General features: G+C 70.4%; 19 protein-coding genes. 7 read left to right on the top strand and 12 right to left on the bottom strand.

Features of this window, described 5'->3' with window-relative positions:
- Nucleotide 1: 1 nt before the first annotated feature.
- Genes ftsL through V5F74_RS21815 form a run of 3 tightly spaced genes read right to left on the bottom strand, consistent with a single transcriptional unit; the run spans nt 2 to nt 2,123 of the window.
- Nucleotides 2–610: a cell division protein FtsL gene (gene ftsL, locus V5F74_RS21825; protein WP_051678897.1), complete on the bottom strand. Its 609-nt coding sequence runs from the start codon at nt 608–610 to the stop codon at nt 2–4.
- Between the two features lie 5 nt (nt 611–615).
- On the bottom strand, nt 616–1,653 hold the full coding sequence (rsmH, locus tag V5F74_RS21820; RefSeq protein WP_394009963.1) for a 16S rRNA (cytosine(1402)-N(4))-methyltransferase RsmH: 1,038 nt from the start codon (nt 1,651–1,653) through the stop codon (nt 616–618).
- The gene (locus tag V5F74_RS21815; RefSeq protein WP_024276549.1) at nt 1,650–2,123 is read right to left on the bottom strand and encodes a division/cell wall cluster transcriptional repressor MraZ; all 474 of its coding nucleotides are present in this window, start codon (nt 2,121–2,123) and stop codon (nt 1,650–1,652) included. Before V5F74_RS21815 ends, rsmH begins: the two co-directional genes overlap by 4 nt.
- 321 nt (nt 2,124–2,444) lie before the next feature.
- On the opposite strand from V5F74_RS21815, the gene V5F74_RS21810 reads away from it, so the two are divergent.
- Both V5F74_RS21810 and V5F74_RS21805 read left to right on the top strand, forming a co-directional pair.
- The gene (locus V5F74_RS21810) at nt 2,445–3,452 is read left to right on the top strand and encodes an SPFH domain-containing protein (RefSeq protein ID WP_029556310.1); all 1,008 of its coding nucleotides are present in this window, start codon (nt 2,445–2,447) and stop codon (nt 3,450–3,452) included.
- Nucleotides 3,453–3,456: 4 nt separating this feature from the next.
- A complete protein-coding gene (locus V5F74_RS21805) occupies nt 3,457–3,903 on the top strand; it encodes an NfeD family protein (protein WP_029556309.1) in 447 nt (148 codons plus the stop codon).
- 71 nt (nt 3,904–3,974) lie between these two features.
- On the opposite strand, the gene V5F74_RS21800 is transcribed toward V5F74_RS21805, so the two are convergent.
- From V5F74_RS21800 to V5F74_RS21790, 3 genes are all read right to left on the bottom strand, one after another.
- Entirely contained in the window at nt 3,975–6,626 is a 2,652-nt protein-coding gene (locus tag V5F74_RS21800; protein ID WP_029556308.1) for a TIGR02302 family protein, read from the bottom strand.
- A 91-nt stretch (nt 6,627–6,717) separates the two neighbouring features.
- Nucleotides 6,718–7,512 carry an RluA family pseudouridine synthase gene (locus V5F74_RS21795; protein ID WP_394009962.1) on the bottom strand — a complete coding sequence of 265 codons (795 nt, stop codon included), beginning with the start codon at nt 7,510–7,512 and terminating at the stop codon, nt 6,718–6,720.
- Nucleotides 7,472–8,041: an O-acetyl-ADP-ribose deacetylase gene (locus tag V5F74_RS21790; RefSeq protein WP_394009961.1), complete on the bottom strand. Its 570-nt coding sequence runs from the start codon at nt 8,039–8,041 to the stop codon at nt 7,472–7,474. The genes V5F74_RS21795 and V5F74_RS21790 overlap by 41 nt, the downstream gene beginning before the upstream one ends.
- Nucleotides 8,042–8,126: 85 nt before the next feature.
- On the opposite strand from V5F74_RS21790, the gene V5F74_RS21785 reads away from it, so the two are divergent.
- On the top strand, nt 8,127–8,654 hold the full coding sequence (locus V5F74_RS21785) for a hypothetical protein (RefSeq protein ID WP_374251863.1): 528 nt from the start codon (nt 8,127–8,129) through the stop codon (nt 8,652–8,654).
- Between the two features lie 52 nt (nt 8,655–8,706).
- Here the strand turns inward: V5F74_RS21785 and V5F74_RS21780 are convergent, their stop codons facing one another.
- Entirely contained in the window at nt 8,707–9,747 is a 1,041-nt protein-coding gene (locus V5F74_RS21780; protein ID WP_029556304.1) for a patatin-like phospholipase family protein, read from the bottom strand.
- Between the two features lie 16 nt (nt 9,748–9,763).
- Nucleotides 9,764–10,546 carry a 3-hydroxybutyrate dehydrogenase gene (locus tag V5F74_RS21775; protein ID WP_024276557.1) on the bottom strand — a complete coding sequence of 261 codons (783 nt, stop codon included), beginning with the start codon at nt 10,544–10,546 and terminating at the stop codon, nt 9,764–9,766.
- Nucleotides 10,547–10,856: 310 nt separating this feature from the next.
- Between V5F74_RS21775 and V5F74_RS21770 the strand changes: the two genes are divergently transcribed.
- From V5F74_RS21770 to V5F74_RS21755, 4 genes are all read left to right on the top strand, one after another.
- A complete protein-coding gene (locus V5F74_RS21770) occupies nt 10,857–11,348 on the top strand; it encodes a Fur family transcriptional regulator (RefSeq protein ID WP_081837798.1) in 492 nt (163 codons plus the stop codon).
- 115 nt (nt 11,349–11,463) lie between these two features.
- The gene (ispG, locus tag V5F74_RS21765) at nt 11,464–12,792 is read left to right on the top strand and encodes a flavodoxin-dependent (E)-4-hydroxy-3-methylbut-2-enyl-diphosphate synthase (protein ID WP_394009960.1); all 1,329 of its coding nucleotides are present in this window, start codon (nt 11,464–11,466) and stop codon (nt 12,790–12,792) included.
- Between the two features lie 103 nt (nt 12,793–12,895).
- Nucleotides 12,896–13,807 carry a DUF2076 domain-containing protein gene (locus tag V5F74_RS21760; RefSeq protein WP_250165478.1) on the top strand — a complete coding sequence of 304 codons (912 nt, stop codon included), beginning with the start codon at nt 12,896–12,898 and terminating at the stop codon, nt 13,805–13,807.
- A 192-nt stretch (nt 13,808–13,999) separates the two neighbouring features.
- A complete protein-coding gene (locus tag V5F74_RS21755; RefSeq protein ID WP_024276561.1) occupies nt 14,000–14,365 on the top strand; it encodes a helix-turn-helix domain-containing protein in 366 nt (121 codons plus the stop codon).
- 18 nt (nt 14,366–14,383) lie between these two features.
- Here the strand turns inward: V5F74_RS21755 and V5F74_RS21750 are convergent, their stop codons facing one another.
- The 4 genes from V5F74_RS21750 to V5F74_RS21735 all read right to left on the bottom strand — a co-directional run bounded on the left by V5F74_RS21750 (nt 14,384) and on the right by V5F74_RS21735 (nt 20,340).
- Nucleotides 14,384–14,830 carry a hypothetical protein gene (locus tag V5F74_RS21750; protein WP_024276562.1) on the bottom strand — a complete coding sequence of 149 codons (447 nt, stop codon included), beginning with the start codon at nt 14,828–14,830 and terminating at the stop codon, nt 14,384–14,386.
- A gap of 148 nt (nt 14,831–14,978) precedes the next feature.
- Nucleotides 14,979–15,422 (bottom strand): Crp/Fnr family transcriptional regulator, encoded by a 444-nt coding sequence (locus V5F74_RS21745; RefSeq protein ID WP_029556300.1) that lies wholly within the window; start codon nt 15,420–15,422, stop codon nt 14,979–14,981.
- A gap of 21 nt (nt 15,423–15,443) precedes the next feature.
- Entirely contained in the window at nt 15,444–18,092 is a 2,649-nt protein-coding gene (locus V5F74_RS21740; protein ID WP_394009959.1) for a hypothetical protein, read from the bottom strand.
- A 61-nt stretch (nt 18,093–18,153) separates the two neighbouring features.
- Complete coding sequence (locus V5F74_RS21735) at nt 18,154–20,340, bottom strand: CHASE2 domain-containing protein (protein WP_394009958.1); 2,187 nt, start codon at nt 20,338–20,340, stop codon at nt 18,154–18,156.
- Nucleotides 20,341–20,378: the final 38 nt, after the last annotated feature.

The following is a 20,378-nucleotide window of genomic DNA, read 5'->3' as shown; positions in this document are numbered from 1 at the left end:
GTCAGCGGAAACCGGCCAGGAATCCGGAGAGCTTTTCGAGGGGATTGGTGGGCTCCGGGGGCGGGGCGGGCGCCGGAGCGGCGGCGGCCGGCGCCGGCTGCATGGGGGGCAGGGGGCGCGGCGCGGCGGGACGAGGCGTGGCGGAGGCGCTCGCGGCCGGCTTCGACACCGGCGCATTGGCCGGGCGCAGCGCCGAGGTCGCCGGCACGGTGGCGCCGCCCGAGCTTGTGGGCGCTGTGGTCGAGGCCGAGGGCTTGGAGCCGGCCGAGGAGGTGACGAGGGGTGCGTCCACCAGCGCCTCGATCATGCCGCCGATGCCGTCGCCGCCGGAGGCGGGCTTGGCGGGCAGGTCATCGAGGCTGGAAATCGAATCGACATCGAGCCGCTTCATGTCGAGATGCCGCTCGGCGAGGCCCTGGATATAGATGGGCGAGGTGCGGCGCGCCCATTCGGCCCGCATCAGCGCGATCGAATCGCGCTCCTTGCGGATCTGGGTGCGCAGGGTGGCGAGCCGCTCGGCCTCGGCGGTGGACGAGACCTTGAGCTGGTAGACCACCGCGGCGGTCACCAGAAGCGCGACGACCATCACGACATTGGCGACCCGAAACATCTCGACTAGCGTCTCCGCCCTGCGCGTTGCGGTGATGGGGGCGGAAGCAGCCCCATCAGGTCACCGCCCGGATGCGCCGGGGCGTCCGTGCGCTCGGCCGCGCGAAGTTTCGCGGACCTGGAGCGCGGGTTGCCTGCCACTTCGTCGGGACCGGGCTCTACGGCTCCCTTCGCCACGAGGCGGAAGGAGGGCTCCGGCCCTTCCGCTTGCGGCTGATGGCGCGAGGCGGACGGTGCCTTGGACCGGTGTGACAGAAAAGTCTTAACGATCCTGTCCTCAAGGGAATGGAAGGTGACGACCACCAGCCGCCCCCCCGGCCTGAGCGCCCGCTCGGCGGCGGCCAGCGCCTCCACCAGCTCCGACAATTCCTCGTTCACGGCAATACGCAGGGCCTGGAAGGTACGGGTGGCGGGATGCATCTCGCCGGGCTTGGCCCACACCACGCGCGAGACGATCTCGGCGAGCTGCGCCGTGCGGGTGATGGGCGCCTCTTCCCGCGCCTTCACGATGGCCTTGGCGATGGCGCGCGAATGCCGCTCCTCGCCGAAGGTCCAGATGATGTGGGCAAGGCGGACGTCATCCAGCGTGGCGACGAGATCGGCGGCCGAGAGCCCGTCTGCGCCCATGCGCATGTCGAGCGGCCCGTCGCGGCGGAAGGAGAAGCCGCGGTCCGCCTCGTCGAGCTGCATGGAGGAGACGCCGATGTCCAGCACCACCCCGTCGAGGGGGCCGAACTCCTGCTCGGCGGCGATCTCGTCGAGCCGCGAGAAGCGGTCCTGCACGAGGAGGAGGCGCTTGCCCGAGGCTTCCACCAGCGTCTGCCCGGCGGCGATGGCCGTGGGATCGCGGTCGATGGCGAGCACCTGGCAGTCGGCCGCGGCGAGGATGGCGGAGGTATAACCTCCCGCGCCGAAGGTGCCGTCCACATAATGGCCGGCATCCTTCGGCGCGAGGTGCGCGAGAACCTCGCGAAGCATCACCGGCAGATGACGGGCCGGTCCGCCAGCGGCGTCGGCGGGGCCGACCCCGTGGCCCGTCGTCATGTCCGTTCGCTCCGCGTGGTCTCCGCTCGGGAGCCGATGGCCTGGCGCAACTCGCGCACCCGTCGGGTGGCCTCCGCGAGATGTGCCTTCAGCCGCTCCGGTTCCCAGATCCGGAACTTGTGCCCCAGCCCGACGAACGCCACCTGATCGGTGATCGCCGCGTGGGCCTTCAAACTCTCCGTCAGCACCACCCGGCCCTCCGGATCGATGCGCAACGTCTCGCTGGTGCCGTAGAGCGCGGCGGCCAGCTCCTCGCGCGCTTCGGAATAGGGCGGGTAGCTGTCGATCAGCGTGTCGATCTCGCCGATCAGACGGTTGCCGCCGGCATCCAGCGCCGGTTCCGCAAGGCTCGGATGGCAATAGAGGCCGTCCGCGCCGTCCTTGGTCAGCACCATGCGGTAGGGCGCGGGGATGGAGACCCGGCCCTTGGCGTCGAGGCGCATCGTGTAGGTGGACACGAAGCGGTCCATGGCGCCCGGGTGCCCTCGTGTTGCAACGGGCGCCGTTCAAGGCGGCCCGCGTGACGGCCGAGACCGTCCATCCTGTTCATGGGTAATTATGGGTTATCATGGGCTGACATGGGCCGTCAACGAAACGGCATGGGCCGTGCTGTGCCGAAACGGGACGCTTCACCAGCTCCGACGGGAACATCACGCGAACGAATCGCGTGCGAATCGGACCGCGCCGGATCTTCCCCTTCCGTTCCTTCGGCGTGCCCCCGCCTTGCCGCCGCCCCCTTCCCCATGGCCATATGCGCCACCGGCCGCAGGGGGCCGGCTGAGGGGCGCCCCATGATCGAGATCGGTCCCAACCTGTTCGTGCTGGTGCTGCTGGTGCTGGCCGTGGCGGTGGTCTTCTCCGGCGTGAAGACGGTGCCGCAGGGCTACCAGTACACGGTGGAGCGCTTCCGCCGGTACACCAAGACGCTCATGCCCGGCCTCAACCTCATCGTCCCGTTCATCGACCGCATAGGCAACCGCGTGAACGTGATGGAGCAGGTGATCGACGTTCCGAGCCAGGAGGTCATCACCAAGGACAATGCCACCGTGACGGTGGACGGCGTGGTGTTCTTCCAGGTGTTCGACGCCGCCCGCGCCAGTTACGAGGTGGCGCGGCTCGACACCGCCATCCTCGCGCTGACCATGACCAACATCCGCACGGTCATGGGCTCCATGGACCTCGACCAGCTTCTCTCCCACCGCGACGAGATCAACGTGCGCCTGCTGACGGTGGTGGATGCGGCGGCCTCGCCCTGGGGCATCAAGATGACCCGCATCGAGATCAAGGACATCGTGCCGCCCGCCGACCTCGTGAACGCCATGGGCCGCCAGATGAAGGCGGAGCGTGAAAAGCGCGCCGTCATCCTGGAGGCCGAAGGCCTGCGCCAGTCGGAAATCCTCAAGGCGGAAGGCCAGAAGCAGGGCCAGATCCTGCAGGCCGAGGGCCGGCGCGAGGCGGCGTTCCGCGATGCGGAGGCGCGCGAGCGGCTGGCGCAGGCGGATGCCAAGGCCACCGAGATGCTGTCCGTCGCGGTGGCGAACGGCGATCCCGCCGCGCTCAACTATTACATCGCCGAGAAGTACGTGAAGGCGTTCGAGACCATGGGCGCCGCGCCGAACCAGAAGGTGGTGCTGATGCCCTATGAAGGCACGGCGCTGCTCTCCTCCCTCGCCGGCATCGGCGAGATCGCCAAGGGGGCATTTGGATCGGGCGCATTCGGGACCGAGGGCGCGCCCGCGCCGCGTTCGCCCGGCCGCCGGCCGACGGGGCCTGCGACAGTGCCGCCGCGGGAGGGCTGAGCCCGTGCCCCTTCTCTCCCAACTCGGTCCCTGGGCGTGGTTCGTGCTCGGCGGCGTGCTGCTGGTGGCGGAGATCGCGGCGCCGGGGGCCTTCCTGCTGTGGCTCGGGCTCGCGGCGCTGGTCACCGGCGCCGTCGCCTACACGGTGGCACTCGCGTGGCAGGTGGAAGTGCTGGTGTTCGCCGCCCTGGCGGTGGTGGCGGTGCTGGTTGGCCGCCGCGTCAGCCCGGCGCCGGGCAAGGCCTCCGACCGGCCGTTCCTGAACCGCCGCCCGGAAGGCTTCGTGGGGCGGGTGTTCACCCTCGATGCGCCGATCCTCGGCGGGGTCGGGCGGGTGCGCATCGACGACACGGTGTGGCGCGTGGAAGGCCCGGATATCGCCGCCGGCCATGACGTGCGCGTCACCGGCACCGATGGCGCGACACTGAAGGTGGAGCCGGTCGAGGCCTGACGCCTCCGCCCCCGCCTCAGAGCGTTTCCGAGCGAAGTGGGCACCGGTTCGCTCGGAAACGCTGAAACGCTCTAGTTCAGCCCGCGCAGCAGCCGCTCCAGATAATCGAGCTCGATCTGCGGACGCTCCGGCTGCTCCAGCCGGCGCCGCAGTTCCTCCAGCACGCGGCGGGCGCGCTGGGCGTCCACCTCGTCCGGCACCTTCACGGTGAAGTCGTCGCCATAGTCCTGGCTGCGCAGGGGGCGGCCGAGGGGATCGGTGCGCTGGGCGCTTTCCTCGCCCGGACCGCCGGGGCCCTGTCCCTCCTGCTGGCCGCGCTGCGCCTCCGCCATGGCCTGCGCACCCTGCCGGAGCGACTGGAGGGCACGGCCCTCGGCGTCGAGCGCGCCCTGGCCCTCGCCACGGCTGAGGGCTTCCTCCGCCTCGCGCATGGCCTGCTCCGCCCGGCCCATGGCCTCGCCGGCCCGGCCCATGGCGTCGCCTTCCCCGCCTTCGCCGTTCTGGCCCTGCTGACCTTGGCCCTGCTGTCCCTGTCCCTCTTGCATGCGGCGCATCTGGTCGAGCATGCGGCCGAGGCGTTTGCGCAGTTCCTGCTGTCCCTGCTGCAAGTCCGAGAAGCCGTTCTCGCCGGGCTGCTGGCCCTGACCCTGCTGTCCTTGCTGACCCTGGCCCTGTTGTCCCTGCTGGCCGCGTTGGCCTTGCTGACCCTGTTGCCCTTGCTGGCCTTCCCGGTTCTGGCGCCAGGTGCGGTCGCGCAGGCGCTGCTGCTCCTGGATCATCTTGCCGATTTCGCTCTGCTGCTGCTGTCCCTGCTGCTGGCGGCCGGCCTGACGGCTGCCGGGGCGCATGTTCTCCATCATGGCCTGGAGCTGGTCGAGCAGCTCGCGGGCCGCATCCTTGTTGCCGGAGCGGGCGAGATTCTCGATGCGGTCCAGCATCTTCTGCAGGTCCTGCGGGCGGACGATGCGGGTGTTGGGGTCGAGCGGGCGGGCGTCGGTCCCGCTGTCGCGGCGCGCCTGCTCGGCGAGCTGCCGCATCATCTTTTCCATGGCCGCGCGCAGATCCTGCGTGAGGCGCTTGATCTCCTCGTCGCTGGCGCCGCGCTCCAACGCCTCGCGCAGGGCCTCCTGGGCGGCGCGCAGCTCGCGCTCGGCGTCGGAGAGGGTGCCGTCCTCGATCAGCACCGCCACTTCCCAGAGATAATCCACCAGCGACCTGAGGTCGTCGTCGTTGCGAGCGTTCTTGGCGCGGGCCAGCGCGGTGCGCAGGCCGAGATATTCGCCGGCGCCAGGGGCGAACTGGGCGGGGGCGATGGTGAGGCCTTCCAGCACCGTGACCAGCCGGCGGCGGTTGCCGGCGTCGAAGGCGAGGCGGCGGCGCTCGTCGATGAGCGCCTTGGCGAGGGGCTTCGAGAAGGCGCGCGCCGGCAGGCGGACGGTCTTTGTCTCGCTGACGCCTTCGTTGCCCGCGTCGTCGCGGGCCTTGAGCTGGACCTCCACGCGGGCGCCGGCCCAGGGATGGGCGACAAGATCCTTTGTGGTCTGCGCCGCGCCGGTCCGACCGCCGGCCGGCAAGGTCAGCTTGAAGTCGGGCGGCGGCACCAGCGGCTGCGCCATCTTGCGCGGGGATGCGCCGGGGCGCGGGAAGAGAGGCGGCTCGGGCGGAAGGGGCGTGAACAGCGCCTCGGCTTCCTTCACCCCGTAGTCGTCCTCCATCCGGTAGGCGAGCACCAGAGCGTTGCGCTGGCCGGTCTGCGGGTCCTTGGCGAAGCTGATGGTGGGCTTCTGGTCCGCCAGCACCTTGAAGTGCCATGCGAGGCGGCGCTGGTCGGGACCGAGGAAGGTGACGTCGGAATCCTCGCGGATCACGTAGCGCTTTTCGCCGGCGGTGGTCGGCGCATCGGCCTCGGGCTTCGCCTCGACGATGCCGCCGTCGAGCTTGAGGGCGGCGGTGTCGATGCCGGAGCCACGCACCACGAGCGTGCTGCCCACCGGAACCTGCAGCGCGGCGGCATTCAGCGAGGTGGGATCATCCGAGCGCAGGCCCGGCAGCACCACGGGCGGGCGGCCGGTATAGGCGGGCGGATCAATCCAGGCATCGAGTCGGTAGGGCGGGGGCGGGACGATGGTCTTCCAGTCGAAGGCCGCGCCGATGCGGGAGAGATGCTGCCCCGGCGCCATGAAGACAGTGGCCGCCAGCGCCAGCACCGCCAGCGCGCGAACGGCGCGTGGATCGAGACGGGCGAGGCCGGGCGAGGGCGTGCCGGCCTTCAGCGAACGAGCGGCCGCCAGCGCGCGGGCGAGGTGCGCGCGCCACAGGGCGGCGCCGACCGGATCGTCCGGGCGGGTGGCGAGGCTGTCGGAAATGGCGGTGGCGGGGCGGTGGGCGAGGGCGCTCTTCGCATCGAGGCGCGCCACCGCCTCCTCCCGGCTCGGCCAGCGCAGGGCAAGCAGCGGGCGGGCGGCAAAGAGGATGGCCAGCGCGAACAGCACCACGCCGGCGATGCGCGCCCACACGGGCGCCGACACCCAGACACCGGCGAAGGAGACGGCGAGGAACAGGGCCAGGGGAACCCCGACACGCGCGAAAGCGGGCCAGGCCCGTTCCCAGAATACCGTGAGGCGGGCGCGGCCGATGGCGCGTTCGAGCAGGTCACGCGCGGTCTCTTCCGGCGTGCGGTCCTGGGGCCTGCGTGGGAGCTTTCCGTCGCGAGATACGCTCACACCCTCTCCCTTTCCTGCCCTTCGTCAGCCAGCTTAACACGGAGCAAGTTCCGGGCCAGATTGCCCCAACGGAACCCGCTTCACAAATGGGTCAGGCCTTGCTTACAGCCGTCCCGAGCTTGGCGAAGGCGACCTGATCGGCGGCGGTGCCCACGGCAACCGGATCGAGGCCGAGATGAGAAAGCGTCTCGCACATATGCGGCGGCAAAGGGGCGCTCACGTCCACCGGTGGAGCCCCCGCCTTGAGGGGAACCACCACGCGGCGGGAGTGCAGGTGCAGCTTCGGTCCGCCGGGCAGGCGCGAGGCGCCGCCATAGATGGCATCGCCGAGGATGGGCGTGCCGAGATGGGAGAGGTGCGCGCGCAGCTGGTGGGTGCGCCCCGTCACCGGCGATAGCGCGATGACCGTAAGGTCGCCGGCCCGGTGCAGCACCTGGAAATCGGTGATGGCCTCCTGCGCCCCAGGCGATCCCTTGGGCACCGCCTGCATCCACCAGCCGCGATGGGGCGAGCGTTTGGCCAGGGGCTGGTCGATCCGCCCCGCGTCCGCCGCCGGGGCGCCGAGGGTGACGGCCACATAGGTCTTGCCCACCGCGCCGCTGGCGAACAGCTTTCCGAGCTGCGCCAGCGCCTTGGTGTGGCGGCCGAGCACGAGGCAGCCGGAGGTGTCCTTGTCCAGCCGGTGCGCCAGCTCGGGCGTGCGGGGCAGGCCGAAGCGCAAAGCGTCGAGATGATCGGCCAGCGTCTCCCCGCCCTTCGGCCCGGCATGGACCGGCAGGCCGTAGGGCTTGTCGATGATGAGCATCAGCCCATCGCGGTGGAGGATGGGGAGGTCCCGCCCGGTCTCAGGGGCGGGGTGCGATGCCGTGGGCGCGGAGGGCGTCATGATGGAGGTCGGCGGAGCCTTGCGAGAAGCAGCAGAAGACCACGCGGGTCACGCTGCCGGGGCCTCCAAGATGGGCGAGGACGGCGCCGACCGCCAGTGGGGCGGCCCGCTCGGGCGGAAATCCATAGATTCCCGTGGAGATGGCGGGGAAGGCGATGGAGGCGAGACCGGCCTCGTCCGCGCGCCGCAGGCTTTCCCGGTAGCAGGAGGCGAGCAGCGCATCCTCATCCGCGCCGCCGCCTCGCCAGACGGGACCGACCGTGTGGATGACGTGGCGCGCCGGGAGCCGGAATCCCGGGGTGAGGCGCGCTTCGCCGGTGGGGCAGCCGCCCAGCGTCCGGCAATGCGCCAACAGCTCAGGCCCGGCGGCGCGATGGATGGCGCCGTCCACGCCACCGCCACCGAGCAGGGAGGCGTTGGCGGCGTTCACGATGGCGTCAGTGGCGAGGCGGGTGATGTCGGCGACGATCACCGCGCAGTCCGTGGCGCCGCGCGGCTCCGTGCGGTGAGAGGCGGGTGTCTCGTTCATGGCTGGCGGTCCTGCGGCAGTCTCACAATCCACATAATCGGCGGCCTAGCCATAGGGGTCGGAAAACAAGAAGGAGATCCGCCCCATGGCCCATCCCCGCAAGACGGAACGCCGCCTTCTCACGGATTCGGAAGTGGAGCTGGTGGAGAAGTCCCGCCAGCCCGTGGTGAGCGCACTCGGCGACGGCGAGGTGAATGACCTCGTGGCCCAGCTGCGCGAGCGCCGTGATCGCGCCGTCACCATCGCGAACAACCAGCGCCGGGCTCTGCGCGGCAAGGGCGGTCGCGGCGAGGTGACGTTCGACAAGGCTGATTCCGGCAATCGCCAGAAGGCCTCCGTCCTCACCGATGCCCTCACCCGCGCCCGCCGCGAGCAGACCCGCCGCCGCACCCAGGCGGCCCGGGCCGAGCTGGTGGAGAGTGCGCACAAGGCACTGGAGCTGAAGCGCGATTCCAAGCGTGCCAAGCGCCCGGCGAATCTGCCGCGCCCCAATACGGGCATGACCCCGAAGGAGCGCACGCGCCTTGAGCGCATCGGCTCGGCTTCCGGCGAGGCCGGCCGCGTCACCAAGTTCGTGGCGGTGGCGCAGGCCAAAAAGGATTCGCGTGGCTAAGGCCCCGCGCAGCTGAGGACGCTTTCGACAGGCCCGCTCCGGCGGGCCTGTCTCAATCCGCCAGTTCCAGCCTCAGATCCAGCGTCGAGCGACGGCCGAGGTCGTCGAAATGCTCGGCGAGGAACGTGTCCGCCGCCGCCCGTCCGAGGTCGCGCAGGTGCTGGAGGAAGGACCATTCCGCGTTGAGCTTGGAGGTGGCGTCCAGCGCCGCCAACTGGTGCTCGCCGCCGATGCGGTGCAGCCGCACCCGACGGAAGGGCGAGCCGCCCAAGGTCCAGCGGCTGATGAGCCCCTGTTCGATCAGCTTCGCCGCATTGTCGATGGCCCGCAACTGGGCGAGCAGCGAGGCATTGAAGGTGATCTCGTTGATCCGGTTCTGGATTTCGCTGGCGGTGCGGGGCGTGGTCTCGCGCACCACCGGGTTGATCTGGACCAGCAGGATGTCGTCCGCGTCCGCCATCTCGTAGAGCGGGAACAGCGGCGGATTGCCCATGTAGCCGCCGTCCCAATAGGGCACGCCATCGATCTCCACCGCCTGGAACAGGAAGGGCAGGCAGGCGGAGGCCATCACCGCGTCCGCCGTCATCTCCTCGTGCCCGAAGATGCGGGCGCGGCCGGTGTGGACGTTGGTGGCGGAGATGAACACCTTCACCTGCGCCTTCCGGATGGCCTCGAAATCCACATGGGCTTCGAGAATCTCGCGCAGCGGGTTGATGTTCAGCGGATTGAAATCGTAGGGCGACAGAAAGCGCGAGGCCACCTCGAAGGCGAGATAGACCGGGTTCTTGGCGAGCGACCAGTTGCCCATGAGCCGGTCGAAGGCCGAGCGCTGGATGGGCGACATCCGCCCGTCGCGCGACACATCCTTCCAGAACTGCGACAGGGCGTGGCGCGCCTCCTCCGGGTCGCCCTTGGCGAGCCCGGCGGCGAGCACCACCGCGTTCATGGCGCCCGCGCTGGTGCCGGTGATGCCGGCGATGGCGATTCGCTCGTCCTGCAGCAGGCGATCGAGCACACCCCAGGTGAAGGCGCCATGGGCGCCTCCCCCCTGGAGCGCGAGGCTGAGCGGCTTGACGCCGTCGCGCCGCGTCACGGCCGGAGCCCCGGCGTCACTCCGCCACCCAACCGCCGTCGATCTGCTGCATGGAGCCGGTGATGGAGCGGGCGTTGTCCGAGGCGAGGAAGACGGCATAGGCAGCCACCTCTTCCACCGTCACGAACTCCTTGGTGGGCTGGGCGGCGAGAATAACGTTCTTCTTCACCTCTTCCTCGGTGATGCCGCGCGCCTTGGCGGTGTCCGGGATCTGCTTCTCCACGAGGGGGGTCCAGACATAGCCGGGGCAGATGGCGTTCACGGTGATGCCGAAGGTCGCGGTCTCGAGCGCCGCGGTCTTGGTCAGGCCGGCGATGCCGTGCTTGGCCGCGACATAGGCGGACTTGAAGGGCGAGGCGACGAGGGCGTGGGCCGAGGCCGTGCTGATGATGCGGCCCCATTTGCGCGCCTTCATGCCGGGGATGGCCGCGCGCATGGCGAAGAAGGCCGCCGACAGGTTGATGGCGATGATGGTGTTCCAGGTGTCGATCGGGAATTCCTCGATCGGCGCCACGTGCTGGATGCCGGCGTTGTTCACGAGGATGTCGCAGGCGCCCAGCTCGGTCTCGGCGAGCTTCACCATGCCTTCGATCTCGTCCGCCTTCAGCATGTTGGCCGGCGAATAGAGCGCCTTCACGCCGAACTCGCTCTCGATGGCGGAACGCTCCTTCTCGATGGCGGCGGCGTCGCCGAGGCCGTTGATGACGACGTTCGCGCCTTCCTTGGCGAAGGCCCGGGCATAGGCAAGCCCGATTCCGCTGGTGGACCCGGTGACGACGGCGACCTTCCCCTTGAGCATGGCTATTCCCCGAAAAGGCGGCACGGCCCCTGCGGAGCCGGCGGCACGGTGTAGCGGAACGGTGTGACGCTGCTGTCACGCGGTGCCTGAGCGCCGCGCTGGCTCGCAAGACCATCACACGCAGGCGTGCCTGCGGCCGGCACATTGCAACGCCGTCCGCTGCGGTGCAATCCGGCCGGCGAGACTTCCCGTCCTCCCTTCGTTCACCCGACCCGTGGCGGAAACGGGGGACATCCACTAGATTTGCAGGGTGACCCGCACCGACGCCCATACCAAGGACCACGACCACGGCCAATGCGTGGCAGGCGCCATGTCGCGCGTGGAGGAGTGCTGCGCGCGCAAGGGCCTGCGCATGACGCCGCTGCGGCGCAACGTCATGAAGGCCTTGGCGGAGAGCCATGTGCCGCTCGGCGCCTACGAGATCGTGCAGAAGCTCTCGGCCGCCGGAGACCCGGCGCCGCCCATGTCGGTCTATCGGGTGCTCGATTTCCTGGTGGCCGAAGGCCTCGCCCACCGCATCGAGAGCCGCAATGCCTTTCTCGCCTGCGCCCATCCCCACGATGATACCGACGTGGTGGTCTTCCTCATCTGCGAGCGCTGCGGCCTGACGCGGGAGGTGGCCTCCCATGCCATCGGCCGTGATCTCGCCTGGGCGGCGCGCGCCGCCGGCTTCGAGCCCCGCCAGCGGGTGCTGGAGGTCGCCGGCACGTGCGCGGATTGCCGGGAGGCGGCGTCCGCCGCCCCTGCGCCTGCGGCCAAGGGGGCGGCCAAGGGCGCGGCCAAGGAAACCGCCGGCGGTTGATTCTTTCCTGCCCCCGGCCTACTCGAAACCCGGCCGCATCGACGTCCGTAATGCGGTCCACGCCTGCCCCGGCGCCGTACACCTGCGGATCGCCCGTCGTTCGAGGACCAGACCCATGACCAGCGCCGAAACCCTCACCAGCGCCGCGCCCGTGGTTCCCGTCGAGCTGCTTGAGGCCGGGCCGGCCCGCCGGCACATGACGGTGGGCGTTCCCGTCGGCCGGGTGATGGTTGGCGGCGGGGCGCCGGTGGTGGTCCAGTCCATGACCAACACCGATACGGCCGACATCGCCGGCACCGTGCGTCAGGTCGCGGCGCTCGCCCGCGCCGGGTCCGAGATCGTGCGCATCACGGTGGACCGCGACGAGGCGGCCGCCGCCGTGCCGCACATTCACGAGAAGCTGCTGGCGCAGGGCATCGACGTGCCCCTCGTGGGCGATTTTCACTATATCGGCCACAAGCTGCTGGCTGATCATCCCGCCTGCGCGGAAGCGCTGGCGAAATACCGCATCAATCCCGGCAATGTGGGCTTCGGCGACAAGAAGGACCGGCAGTTCGCCGCCATCGTCGAAACCGCCATCAAGCACGACAAGCCGGTGCGCATTGGCGCCAACTGGGGCTCCCTGGACGGCGAACTGCTGACCCGCTTGATGGACGAGAACGCCCGCCTGCCGAAGCCTGCGGAAGCGCGGGCGGTGACGCGCGAGGCGCTGGTGCGCTCGGCGCTGCTCTCGGCGGCGCTGGCGGAAGAGATCGGCCTCGGCCGCAACCGCATCATCCTCTCCGCCAAGGTGTCGGCGGTGCAGGACCTGATCGCGGTCTATTCCGAGCTGGCGCGCCGCTCGGACTATGCTCTCCACCTCGGCCTGACCGAGGCGGGCATGGGATCGAAGGGCATCGTCGCGTCCACGGCGGCCATGGGCGTGGTGCTCCAGCAGGGCATCGGCGACACCATCCGCGTGTCGCTGACCCCCGAGCCCAACGGCGACCGCACCCGCGAGGTGCAGGTGGCGCAGGAAATCCTGCAGACCATGGGCCTGCGCACCTTCGTGCCGCTGGTGGCCGCCTGCCCGGGCTGCGGCCGCACCACTTCCACCGTGTTCCAAGAGCTGGCGCAGAGCGTGCAGGACATGATCCGCACCCGGATGCCGGTGTGGAAGGCGCAATATCCCGGCGTCGAGACCCTGAATGTGGCGGTCATGGGCTGCATCGTGAACGGGCCGGGGGAATCCAAGCACGCCGACATCGGCATCTCGCTGCCCGGAACCGGCGAGACGCCCTCCGCCCCCGTCTTCATCGACGGCAAGAAGGTCGCGACCCTGCGCGGCGCCAACATCCAGGAAGAGTTCCGCCAGATGGTGGAAGCCTATGTGGAGAAGCGCTTCGGCTTCGGCGGCGGGGCGAGCGCGGCGGACAGCGGCACCCCGGCCGACGCGGCGGAGTGACCCTGCTCCGCTACCGCGGCGTTACAAAAATTTCATGCGGGGAGCCCTTCCCCGGCCATGCTCGTCTGCTCATATCCTCGCCATCCACTCACCGGAGGCGGAAATGACCCCCGAGGAACGTGCCCTGATCGACGGCCTGTTCGATCGCATGCGCAGTGTTGCCAGCCAGCCGCGCGATGCGGAGGCCGAGGCGCTGATCGCGCGCCGCGTCGCCGAGGCACCCCACGCCACCTATGCCCTCGCCCAGAGCGTTCTGGTGCAGGAGCACGCCCTGCAGCAGGCCTATGGCCGCGTGCAGGATCTGGAGGCCCAGCTTGCCGATGCCGAAGCCCGCGCGGCCGAGGCGCAGCAGCGTTCGTCCGGGTCGTCCGGTGGCTTCCTTGGCGGCCTGTTCGGCGGCGGGCGTTCGTCCGTTCCGTCCGCGGGCGCGCGGGACAATGGCCAGTATGCAGGCCAGCCTTCCTCCGGCCAGCCTTGGGGCCAGTCTTCGACCCAGCCGCAGCCGGGCCAGCCCATGGGATTGCCCGCCGGCTACGGCCAGCAGGGTTATTCTCAACAGGGTTACGCCCAGCAAGGCGGGTATCCGCAGCAGGGCTATCCCCAGCAGGGTGGTTACGGCCAGCAGGGCGGACCTTGGGCCCAGCAGGCCGCGCCCCAGCCGCAACGCAGCGGCGGCGGCTTCCTGCAGGGTGCGCTCGCCACGGCGGCGGGTGTCGCTGGCGGTGCGCTGCTCTATGACGGCATCAAGAACATGATGACCGGTGGTGGCGGCGCGGTGGCCCATGCGGCCGCGGCCGAGCTCGGCAAGCCCGAGACCCCCGGCACCGGCAATCTCGGCCAGGACGCCCAGGCGGCGCTGGGCGGTCAGAACGCCGGCACCGACAATTTCTGGAACGGCTCGAGCCAGCAAGAAGCGGGCTACGAGGAGGCCGGGCCCGAAGACACCGGCTATGACGACATCGGCGACGAAGCCGGCTGGGATGACGGCGGCGGCGACGACAGCAGCTGGACCTGACATCCCGACAGGATCGATGCGTGAACGAACGGCGGCGCTCTGCGCCGCCGTTTTCGTTTGCCGGCAGGCTTTCCCGTGTGCTTCCCCATGGACGAGCCGCGGGTGATGGGGCTATCCGGTCTGATGTGTGGGGCGCGGCCTTCCGGCTCGCCCCTGCACCACGAAAATGGGTGGAACCACAAGGATCCCGGCATGACGCCCTTCGGACGCCGGGTGCGCGACCTGCGCGCCCAACGCGGCGTGACCCTCACCGAGATGGCGCGGGCCATCGGCGTCACGCCCACCTATCTCTCGGCGCTGGAGACCGGAAAGCGCGGCAAGCCCACCTGGGCCCTCACCCAGCGCATCATCGCCTATTTCAACGTGATCTGGGACGAGGCGGAGGATCTCCAGCGCCTCGCGGAGCTGTCGCAGCCGCGGGTGGTGGTGGACACCGCCGATCTGTCGCCGCAGGCCACCGAGCTGGCCAATCTGCTCGCCCGCGAGATCGGCCACTTGCCGCAGGAGGCGGTGGCCGAACTGCTGGGGCGCCTCAAGATCCTGCGACGCCGGGGTTGAGCGGGTGGCGTCGCACCCTCACGGCTTGAGGCAGACCGCCACCACCTGCTTCACCGGATGAAGGCATTCCACCTCGGTCTTGTCGCCGCGTGCCGAGAAGACGGCGATATGCTGCATGCCGCGGTCCACGTTCACGCAATAGCCGCCGATCACGCTCTCGCCGGTCTCGCAGGAGGCGAGGCAGCCGGCCTCGGGACACGCCGAAGCGCGGAGCGTGATGTTGGCCGAGGCCGCGGCGCCAGCAGCGCCAGCCGGGCCGACCGGACCTTGCGCGCCCTGCGGACCGGCCGGACCTGCGGGGCCAGCCGGACCAGGCGCCCCCGCCGGGCCGGCGGGACCGGCAACGCCCGCGGGACCCTGTGCGCCCGCAGCCCCTGCGGGGCCGGCCGGGCCGGGCTTGCCCTCGAAGCAGGCGGCAAGGCTGAGGGCCAGCGCGAGACCCACCACGGCTTTCACCATCTTCATGTGTGTACCCCCCATGGACCTTTTCGTTGGTGATCCATGGTGGCGTCTTACCTTGCGGGATGCAAGCGGCCAGAGCGTCGGCGTGGCGGTGAAAAGATGATCCGGCTCAGAGGTTTGGGAGCCGCCACCGACATGGCCGAAGCCGTCGTCAGCCCCGCGCCTTCACCAGCGCGCGCGTCGTCTCCTGAAGCCGCAGCGCGAGGTCGCGCAGCACGGAACGGGCGAGGGAGGGTGTCTTGTCCAGCAGCGCGAGGAACAGGTCCGTTTCCATGCGCAGCACGCTCATGGGCTCACCCGCGCGCACCGTGGCGCTGCGGGCTTCGCCGGTGAGGACGCCCATCTCGCCCACCACCGTATCCTTGGCGAGGCGGGTGATCTCATGGGTGGCACCGCCGGCCGTCACCTCGATGACGGCGGTGCCGTCGAGGATGACATAGGCGGCGTCGGGCGCCTCGCCCTGGTGGAACAGCACGTCGCCCGGCGCCACATCGAGCCGCGTCGCGGAGAAGGCGAGCAGCCGGAGCTGGCTCGGCTCGAGATCGCGGAACATGGGGATGCGGGAGAGGACGCGGGCCTCGTCTTCAATGCTCATGACCTGATCCTTGTGGGTCCCTCACGTCCCGGTGGCGGAGAGTTCCGCCCCCTCGATGCGCTCCACCTGCCCGTGGGCGAGCACGATCACCTGCGCGAACAGTTCGAGCGGCTCGGCGGAATCGAGCACCACCAGCGTGGTGCGCCCTTCGCGGTGGGCGAGCACGGTCTCGATCAGCCGGCTCTGCTCGGACGGCGCCAGCGGGGCCAGAGCGTCGTCGATGATGAGCAGATCGGGCTCCGCCACGAGACAGCGGGCGAGGGTCAGCTTGCCGCGCTCGGCGGCCGAGAGGGGCAGGCCGCCCTCGCCCAGCGCCACGTCGAGGCTCAGGCGCTCCACCTGGGCGATGAAGCCGTCCTGTTTCAGGCATTCGCGCACCAGATCGTCCACCGTGGCGGCGGCGCCGGCGCGGTCTGCGGCGATGCGGCCGAACAGCAGATTGTCGCGCACGGTCAGCGCCCGGCAGTAGCTGTCCGGCTGGTAGCGGGCGAGGGGTGTGCCGGACACCTCCTTCAGATGGGCCAATTGCGCGCGGGTGGCGAGCGCCCGCTGCTGCCAGTCCTCATCGATGAGGCCGAAGCGGTGGCGCGGCTCGCAATAGCGTCCGGCGACACGCAGCAGCAGCGCCCGCTCGTCCGGCGCCAAACCGACGCCGGTGCCGGCATGGGCGAGGAGCGTGCGCGCGGCGGTCATCTCCTCCGCGCGCAGCAGGCCCTTGGTGTCGATGTCCGCGATGGCGTCCTGTCCGCCGGCAAGCTCGGCGAGGGTGCGCAGGGCGCTGAGCCCGAGGGCGGTCAGATCGTCGGCGACGCCGAGCCGCTCCAGCTCGGGCATCAGGCCGGGATCGGAGAGCAGCGAGGCGGCGCCGCGCGTGTCGTTCAGCGGCGCCGCGAACAGGATGTTTTCCGCCAGCGTCATGAAGCGGTTGAAGGCGGCGAAGCGGAACGGCTCGATCAGCACGCGTCCCGTCTCCTGCTGGCGGCGGGCGATAGCGTCGGTGACGGCGGCGCGGGCGGTCACGATGCGCTCGGCCAGCGCGGGGCTCGCCTCGGGATCGAGCCGGCGTTCGAGGCCGAGCCGCACCACGAGATCGCCGAGCCCCGCAAGGCTCAAGGCGGCGAGGATCGCCCGGTCGAGCTGGGCCGCATCGTCGAGGCCGGAGGGCTCGGGCTCGGTGGCGCCGGGGGCCGGCCGGCCGGGGTGGCGCTCCAGCGCGCACAGCATGTTCTCGCGCAGGGACGCGTTGAGCACGATGGGGTCGCCGCCGGCATAGGCCACGTGCCGGCCGATGACGGATTCAGGGACACTCGAAAGATCGTGCCCGCCAATGCGCACCGAGCCGCTGTAGAGCGAGATGGCACGGCCGCAGACGCGCGCCACCGCATGCTTGCCGCCGGCGTCCGGTCCCTTGAGCGCCACCGCCGTGCCGGCGGGCACATCGAGGCTCACGCCATCGAGGAGAAGACTGCCGGCGGGGTCCACCACGCCGAGGTCGGCGATCTTCAGCGCGCCGTCGAAGGGTACGCCCTCCCAGCCGGTGTCGTCCTGCGAGCCCTTGGGCCAGACTTCCTGTGTTTCGAGATAGTAGCGGGCGAAATCGTAGCGCACCTGCGCGACGACGCGCTTCTCGTCCCACTCGATCAGCTCTTTCAGCGGCTCGGGGATCTGGCCGTAGGCCGCGACCACCGCCACGAGCTGGCCGATGTTGATGGCGCCGGTCAGCGCCAGCCAGCCGCCGACGAAATAGAACACCAGCGTCGGCACGTCCGACATGAGCAGGTTCAGCACCCGGTCGGTGAAGTTCTGCCGCTTGAGATCGAGGCTCGCCTCGGACACCACGGCAAGGCGCCCGTCCACCGCCGCGCGCTCCCACGGGCTGGTGGCGAAGCCATGGACGAGGGGCAGGCGGTCGATGCCGGCCATCACCCTTTTGCCCAGCGCCACCGCCTCGCGCTGGTAGATTTGCAGCTTGTGGGCGTTGTCGCGCCGCTGGATGCCCAGCAGCACGTAGTTGAGCGCGAGGATGCCGATGGCGCAGCCGCCCAGCGTCGCATTCTGGGTGAAGATGAGCAGCGTCGCCGAGCCGATGAGGCCGGCGGACTTCAGCGGCTGCGCGAAGGCCATGCCGGCGAAGGGGGAGATGGGCCCCACCTCGAACCGCAGCATGTTGCCCACTTCCATCGCCTTGCTTTTCATCGGCGCCTCAGGGCGCAGGCGCTGGATGACGTCGAACAGCTGGCGGCGCAGCCCGACGATGATCCGCTCGCCGAGCCGGGCCTTCGCCATCTCGATGAGGCGGGAAATGTGCTGCTGGATGAGCTGCAGCGCGAACAGCAGCGCCGCAAGCCCGGCGAGCAGCCCGAAGGCGGACACCTCGAACCCGGAGAGATCGATAATGACGCCGCCGCCGAGAAAGTCGGGCCAGGCGAGATCGAAGTCGAACAGCTTGGGCACCGTCCCGCCGATGGAATCCGTCACGCCGTTGACGATGAGGCGCGGCAATTCCAGCGAGGCGTAGTTGAACGGCAGCAGCAGCAGGACGAGGGCGAACAGCTTGATGTGGGACAGCGGCTCGGCGCGCCAGAGATAGGTGAGCACGTCGCGCGGGAGCGCTTCCCGCGTCGCCGGGGTCGTTCCACCGTTCGGGGAGGCTCGATCCGTGCCGCTCATCACGACTTTTCTGCAGGCGGTCTAGCGTGTTGGCAAGGGGTAAGACTGGTGGCGGGAGCGTTCAGGCCGGGGCGGCCGGCGCATCGGTCTGGTCCGCCGCACCCCGGCACCGCTCCACGTAGAGGCCGTAGAAGCGGGCCAGCCGCGCCGGCGCGCTCGCCGCCAGCGCCTCCGCCAGCGCCTCCGCCTCTCCGAAGCTTCCCGCGCCATAGGCGGTCATCAGTGCGCCGTGCCGCTCTTCCAGTCGGGAGAAGGCGTCGGACCGCGAGAAATCCGGGTCGCCGGCGAGGAGATAGAGCTGGCTCGCCTTGGACTTGCCCTTGAGCATCAGGAGATCGGCCTCGAGGAAGGCGAGGTCGCCCGCCGCCTCGCGCGTCGCCTCGGAGACGAGGATGTCCACCCGCATGGACTTGGTGGCGCCCTCGATGCGGGAGGCGAGGTTCACGTCGTCGCCGAGGCAGGAATATTCGAGCCGTTGCGCCGAGCCGAGATTGCCGACGCAGCAGGGCCCGGTGGCGAGCCCGATGCCGCAGCGCACGGGGTGCCACGGCCGCCCCTGCGCTTCCGCCGCGCGGCGCCACTCCGCGTTCAGCGCCTCCAGCCGGGCCGACATGGCGAGGGCGCAGAGCGCGGCGTTGCGGGCGTGGGCCGCATCGTCCACCGGCGCATTCCAGAAGGCCATGATGGCGTCGCCGATGTATTTGTCGATGGTGCCGCCATGGGCGAGCACCACCTCCGTCATGGGCGTGAGATAGGCATTCATGAAGCGGGTGAGGGCCTGCGCGTCCATGGTCTCCGACAAGGAGGTGAAGTCGCGCAGGTCGCAGAACAGGATGGTGATCTCGCGCGTCTCGCCGCCCAGCACGAGGCGTTCGGGGTTCTCCGCGAGGCGCTCCACCACCTTGGGCGAGACGAAGCGGCCGAACACCGAGCGCACCCATTTCTTCTGCCGCTGCTCGTCGCGATAGAGGGCGAGCACGCCCATGCCATAGACGCCGAGCACCGCTGCCCCCGGCCCCATGGGATCGAGCAGCAGGTCGAAACGGGTGAAGGCCAGCCACGCCCCCGCGCCAAGCGCCGCCACCACGGCGAGGCCGAGCACCCCGGCGACGGGCGCGGACACGCGGGGCAATGCCAGCGCCAGCAGGAGTCCAAGAACGCCGGTGAGCACGATCTCCGCGCCGCGCGCCCAGTCCGGCCGCACGAGGCGGGCGCCGGCCACGATGTGCTCGATGAGCTGGGCCTGGATTTCCACGCCGGGCACGGCAGCATCGAGGGGTGTTGCCCGCGTGTCCATCAGCCCCGGCGCGCTGGAGCCGACGAGGATGATGCGCCCCTCCACTTCGGCGGGCGGCACCTTGCCGTCGAGCACGTCGGCCGCGGAGAGAAAGCGGCGAGGGTCGGTGGCGGTGAAGCGGACCCGTACCTCGCCCGCGGCATCGGTCGCCACATCGAGGGCGCCGATCTTCACCGCCGTGATGCCGGACTTGGTGCCGAAGGCCTGATCGCCGTTGGCGTTGGAGGCGCGCACCACATAGGTGGACGCGCCCTGCGCCACGCGCAGCGCCTCCGCCGACAGGCTCGGCACCAGCTTTCCGTCGAGGCCGAGGAGGATGGGCACGCGGCGCACCACCTGGTCGTGATCGGGCAGCCAGTTCAGCGCGCCGATGCCCCGCGCGGCGGCAGCCAGCTCCGGCAAAGGTACGACGGCGCCGGAGAAGCGCGGCACGAAGGCGCGCGGATCGTCGCCCGCGCTGGCCATGCCCCATTTCTCCGCATAGGCGCCGCCTGTGCCGTGGGTGAGGATGGCGCCGAGCACGGACGGGCTGGCCTTGAGCGTCGCAGCGAGCTGCTGGTCGGAGCTGTCGCGGCCGGCCAGCGCCGCCTCGGCCGGGGCACGGGCCTCGGCGGGCAGTAGCTTCACCACGCTCGCGGGGTCGAGCCGGTCCGGCTCGGAAAACACCATGTCGAAGGCGATGGCCGCCGCGCCGAGGGCGGCCAGCTTCTGCGTCAGCTCCGCCACCGTCGTGCGGGGCCAGGGCCATTGGCCCACGCGGGCGAGGGAGGCGTCGTCCACGTCCACCACCCGCACCGGCAGATCAGGGTCGTAGGGCCGCGGGGCGGCGCGCTGGTAGAGGTCGAACAGGCCGTTGCGCAGATCCTGCAAGGGCGCGGGATCTGCCCCCATCACCAGAAGGCCGGCTGCAAGGGGGCCGCCGACGGCGAGCCAGTAGAGGCGGGACCACATGCGGCAGGCGATTTCCGTTGCGACGACGGGAGCCTAGC

This window comes from Xanthobacter aminoxidans (assembly GCF_043193615.1).
Taxonomy (GTDB): Bacteria; Pseudomonadota; Alphaproteobacteria; order Rhizobiales; family Xanthobacteraceae; genus Xanthobacter; species Xanthobacter aminoxidans.
Note: the sequence above shows the minus strand (reverse complement) of the source record. Positions and strands in the feature narration are given on the sequence as shown.

Excerpts from the sequence above, each read along its gene's own strand:
- ftsL (WP_051678897.1), bottom strand. The coding sequence starts at position 610 with ATGTTTCGGGTCGCCAATGTCGTGATGGTCGTCGCGCTTCTGGTGACC.
- rsmH (WP_394009963.1), bottom strand. The coding sequence starts at position 1,653 with ATGACGACGGGCCACGGGGTCGGCCCCGCCGACGCCGCTGGCGGACCG.
- V5F74_RS21815 (WP_024276549.1), bottom strand. The coding sequence starts at position 2,123 with ATGGACCGCTTCGTGTCCACCTACACGATGCGCCTCGACGCCAAGGGC.
- V5F74_RS21810 (WP_029556310.1), top strand. The coding sequence starts at position 2,445 with ATGATCGAGATCGGTCCCAACCTGTTCGTGCTGGTGCTGCTGGTGCTG.
- V5F74_RS21795 (WP_394009962.1), bottom strand. The coding sequence starts at position 7,512 with ATGACGCCCTCCGCGCCCACGGCATCGCACCCCGCCCCTGAGACCGGG.
- V5F74_RS21790 (WP_394009961.1), bottom strand. The coding sequence starts at position 8,041 with ATGAACGAGACACCCGCCTCTCACCGCACGGAGCCGCGCGGCGCCACG.
- V5F74_RS21785 (WP_374251863.1), top strand. The coding sequence starts at position 8,127 with ATGGCCCATCCCCGCAAGACGGAACGCCGCCTTCTCACGGATTCGGAA.
- V5F74_RS21775 (WP_024276557.1), bottom strand. The coding sequence starts at position 10,546 with ATGCTCAAGGGGAAGGTCGCCGTCGTCACCGGGTCCACCAGCGGAATC.
- V5F74_RS21770 (WP_081837798.1), top strand. The coding sequence starts at position 10,857 with ATGTCGCGCGTGGAGGAGTGCTGCGCGCGCAAGGGCCTGCGCATGACG.
- ispG (WP_394009960.1), top strand. The coding sequence starts at position 11,464 with ATGACCAGCGCCGAAACCCTCACCAGCGCCGCGCCCGTGGTTCCCGTC.
- V5F74_RS21760 (WP_250165478.1), top strand. The coding sequence starts at position 12,896 with ATGACCCCCGAGGAACGTGCCCTGATCGACGGCCTGTTCGATCGCATG.
- V5F74_RS21755 (WP_024276561.1), top strand. The coding sequence starts at position 14,000 with ATGACGCCCTTCGGACGCCGGGTGCGCGACCTGCGCGCCCAACGCGGC.
- V5F74_RS21750 (WP_024276562.1), bottom strand. The coding sequence starts at position 14,830 with ATGAAGATGGTGAAAGCCGTGGTGGGTCTCGCGCTGGCCCTCAGCCTT.
- V5F74_RS21745 (WP_029556300.1), bottom strand. The coding sequence starts at position 15,422 with ATGAGCATTGAAGACGAGGCCCGCGTCCTCTCCCGCATCCCCATGTTC.
- V5F74_RS21740 (WP_394009959.1), bottom strand. The coding sequence starts at position 18,092 with ATGAGCGGCACGGATCGAGCCTCCCCGAACGGTGGAACGACCCCGGCG.
- V5F74_RS21735 (WP_394009958.1), bottom strand. The coding sequence starts at position 20,340 with ATGTGGTCCCGCCTCTACTGGCTCGCCGTCGGCGGCCCCCTTGCAGCC.